Annotated in this window: 4 protein-coding genes; all 4 read left to right on the top strand. The window is 58.8% G+C overall.

Annotation, left to right across the window (positions count from 1 at the left end; translation table 11 throughout):
- The first annotated feature begins 57 nt into the window (after window positions 1–57).
- The gene (locus NCT32_RS36520; protein WP_250491511.1) at window positions 58–1,071 is read left to right on the top strand and encodes a branched-chain amino acid ABC transporter permease; all 1,014 of its coding nucleotides are present in this window, start codon (window positions 58–60) and stop codon (window positions 1,069–1,071) included.
- Window positions 1,068–1,826 carry an ABC transporter ATP-binding protein gene (locus tag NCT32_RS36515; RefSeq protein WP_061121974.1) on the top strand — a complete coding sequence of 253 codons (759 nt, stop codon included), beginning with the start codon at window positions 1,068–1,070 and terminating at the stop codon, window positions 1,824–1,826. Before NCT32_RS36520 ends, NCT32_RS36515 begins: the two co-directional genes overlap by 4 nt.
- Window positions 1,823–2,542, top strand: a complete 720-nt coding sequence (locus NCT32_RS36510) for an ABC transporter ATP-binding protein (RefSeq protein WP_061121975.1) — start codon at window positions 1,823–1,825, stop codon at window positions 2,540–2,542. Before NCT32_RS36515 ends, NCT32_RS36510 begins: the two co-directional genes overlap by 4 nt.
- 29 nt (window positions 2,543–2,571) lie before the next feature.
- Window positions 2,572–3,749 (top strand): AMP-binding protein (locus tag NCT32_RS36505; protein WP_250491510.1); only part of this gene is annotated, 1,178 nt, incomplete at its 3' end.

Genomic DNA, 3,749 nt, shown 5'->3' with positions numbered 1-3,749 from the left:
GCGTCGTCGGTTATTACCTTGACGGCACTATGGCGACGATCGGCATGTTCTGCCTAGTTGCCGTGCTACTTCTGTTCAGACCACGGGGGATGCTCGGCCATGTACAGAATTGACCACAAGATTATCGTGCTGAATGCCGTGTTGTTGGTCGCGGCCATCGGGGCGCTCAGTTATTTCGAGCCGACGTATCTGACGCAACTAGTCGTCTGGTCGGCGATTAACGCCGTTCTCGCCGCCGGTATGCGCTTCGTATTGCTCATCGGCGAGACGAACATGGCATGCGGCGCAATCTATGGCTTCGCTGCGTATCTCACCGCGATCGCCGTGACGAACGGTTTGGACGTAGTCCCACTTGTGCTAATTGCATCGAGCGTCGGCGCGGCACTACTTGGCCTGCTGTTCGGTTGGATGACCTTGCGTGTGAAGGGGCCGTATTTCATGCTGATCGGTTTCGCGTTCACCGAGGTCGTCCGTCTAGCATACACGCGTATCGATTTCGTCGGCGGCAACTCTGGCATGGTTGGCATCTATGCTCCGATGTCGCTCGAACCGTGGATGCCGGCGATCAGCGTGTCGGTATGCTATCTACTTTTATGCGGTCTTTACGCGGCGGAGATGTCGTCGTTCGGTCTGCTAATGCACGCCATTCGCAACAACGACAAGGTGGTTGAGACGCTGGGCGTTAGCGCTCTACGCGTGAAGCTCTTGTGCTTCGTAATCGCCGCGTTGGTGGTCGGTGCGGCGGGATCGATACACGCATACAGCTATCACGTCATCAGCCCTGGCGATTTCAGCTTCCTAATTCCGGTTTACGCGCTTGCATACGCGAAAGTCGGCGGTGAGCGTCATATCGTTGGACCGGTGATCGGCGCCATCTTCCTCACGGTCGTCTCGCAACTCGTGCAGGGCTCGGGCGCGCTGCAGTATGTGCTGTTCGGCGGAGTCATCATTTTATCGATGCTCGGCGTGCGCGGCGGACTGATCGACGTCGCAAAATGGATTGGTTGCTGGTGCCTAATTGGCGCAAGGCCCGGTGTTTCGAAAGACCGTGCGAGCGGAGAACTTGGATGAATCACCAGGATTTGCAATCGTCGCAACACACCCCGCATCCATTGCTGGCGGTGAAGGGCTTGACACGGCGCTACGGCGGACTCGTCGCGGTTTCCAATCTGAATTTCGAGATTCGCGCGGGCGAAATCCTCGGGCTGATCGGTCCGAATGGGGCCGGGAAGACAACGACATTCAATCTGCTCTCGGGTCACGTGAAACCAAGCGGTGGGGAGCTGCTCTTCGACGGCGCCAGCATTGCAGGTCTCGCGCCGCACGCGATCAGCCGACGTGGATTGGTTCGCACCTTCCAGCACGATAGTTTTTTTCGTGACATGACAGTGCTCGAAAACCTCGTAATCGCCGCAAACCGGCAGTGGCGAAAACGCATAGATCGGATAGAAAGCGCGCATGCGATTGCAGCGCGAGTAGGTCTGGAAAAACATCTTGACATGGAAGCCGGGAGTTTGCCGCACGGAATGCAGCGGCTGCTGAGCGTCGGCATTGCGATCTCGACAAAGCCCAAGCTGCTCGGGCTAGATGAGCCGCTGACCGGACTGCATACCGTCGAAGTTGCGAATGTGCTCCACTTACTTCGCACGCTATGTCGGGAAGACGGCACCACTATCTTAATCGTCGACCACAATATGAAGGCGATGATGGGCATATGCGATCGTTTCATCGTGCTCCAATACGGCAAGATGTTGGCACAGGGCAGCGCGCAAGAAGTGCGCAATAACCCCGAGGTGATTCTCGCTTATCTGGGGACAACACAATGACAACGACAACTTCTCTTTCAGTGCGTGATCTGCGGGTGCGCTACGGCGGCGTGACAGCCGTTGACGGCGTCAATCTCGACTTGCCCCGTGGCGCCGTAGTCGCGCTGATTGGCTCGAACGGGGCCGGTAAGACTTCTGTGATGAACGCGGTGATGAATCTCGCGGGGGACAGTTCCGGCACCCGCGTCTTTAACGGCAATGATATCTCCAAGATGCGCACAGACCAGATCGTCGGTCTCGGAATGGCGCTCGTGCCCGAAGGGCGGCGACTCTTTCCGTACATGACGGTTGCGGAGAATCTCACGATGGGTGCGTACCTGCGTCGCGACTCGGCGGCGATCCAACGCGATAGGGACCGCGTATTAGAGGTTTTCCCCGCGTTGCGCGAGAAGCTCAATCAGCCGGCGATGTCGCTGAGCGGCGGGCAGCAGCAAATGGTCGCGATCGGCCGCGCGCTGATGTCGTCGCCGCGCCTTTTGCTACTTGATGAGCCGACCATCGGACTCGCACCAGCCGTGGTCGATCTAATCGGTACAACCATCCGCGCGATCAATCGAGATGGAGTGGACGTACTCTTAGTCGAGCAAAACGCGTCGGTGGCGCTCGATCTGGCGAGCTACGCCTACGTAATTGATGATGGCAATGTGGTCATGCAGGGCTCATCTGAAACCCTGAAACACGACAATCGGGTTCAGGCCGCTTACCTTGGTCTTTGAAGCGGCGAGACAAGCCTATCGGAGCGTATATGGATCACCGACCGAAACCAGTTTGGGCGCCTACTGACCATGACGTCACGACTGCGCAGGTTACTTCACTCGCGGAAACGCTTGGACAGAAGGATTTTGACAGCTTGTACGCATGGTCAATCGCCCATCCGGACGAGTATTGGGAAGGGGTGATGCGGTGGCTTGGCATACGTTGGCGGGAGCCGTACTCATCATATGTCGACCTATCTCAGGGCAAGGCGTTTCCGCGTTGGTTCCCCGGTGGCAAGATCAACTGGGTCGAGAGCATTTTCGCGCCTTGCATGAACGACGGGCGCAGCGAACGCCTAGCAGTCGTCGCGGAGGACGAGGGCGGGCGGGTCGTCGCACGTACTTTCGCGCAATTGCACGACGATGTCCGTGCGTTCGCGGCGGGGCTGCAGACAGCTCATCTCGGCGCGGGTGACCGGGTCGGCCTGCTCATGGAAAATAGCTTGGAAGCGGTCGTCTCGTTCTTGGCAATTTCGTGGATCGGTGCAGTCGCTGTGCCGCTCTTCTCTGGGTTCGGGGCGGACGCTATTGTCGCGCGGCTAATGGGCTGTGAAGCGAAAGGGTTAATTTGCACGGCCGGATATACGCGGCGCGGAAGGCCGGTGCGAATGGGCGAGACGATCGAGGCATGCGCGGCGGCACTCGCCTCGCTAAGTGTGGTGATCACCAAGCCCACGCGCGGTAAGCCGCTCGAACCCATCGCTGGGACGCTGAATTGGTATGACGTAACAGCGGCGGGCCGCGCAGATCCACTTGTCCACCCGCTGCTCGTTGAAGCGGATGCGCCCTTTATGATCGTCTATACGTCGGGCACCACTGGCAAGCCAAAAGGCACGGTGCACACTCACGGCGGTTTCCCGCTGAAAATTGGCCACGACGCTGCGGTGTACTTCAACCTCGGCCCAGGCGATACGTGGCTGTGGCCAGCCGATATGGGGTGGGTCGCCGGTCCTATCACGATTGCAGGTGCGTTGTTGCGGGGCGCGACCCTGGTGTGCTACGACGGCGCACCGGACTGGCCTGACTGGTCACGCTTGCCGCATTTAATTCGCCGGCATAACGTTACCCACTTCGGCGCGTCGCCCACACTTATCCGCTCACTCGCAGCGCATCGATCGTCGATCTCGCGTTACGATCTCGAGTCCATCCGGCTTGTAATCACAGCGGG

The sequence above is a fragment of the Caballeronia sp. INML2 genome (assembly GCF_023631365.1).
GTDB classification, from domain to species: domain Bacteria; phylum Pseudomonadota; class Gammaproteobacteria; order Burkholderiales; family Burkholderiaceae; genus Caballeronia; species Caballeronia turbans.
Note: the sequence above shows the minus strand (reverse complement) of the source record. Positions and strands in the feature narration are given on the sequence as shown.

Coding starts and splice junctions, on each gene's coding strand:
- NCT32_RS36510 (WP_061121975.1), top strand. CDS start 1,823: ATGACAACGACAACTTCTCTTTCAGTGCGTGATCTGCGGGTGCGCTAC.
- NCT32_RS36515 (WP_061121974.1), top strand. CDS start 1,068: ATGAATCACCAGGATTTGCAATCGTCGCAACACACCCCGCATCCATTG.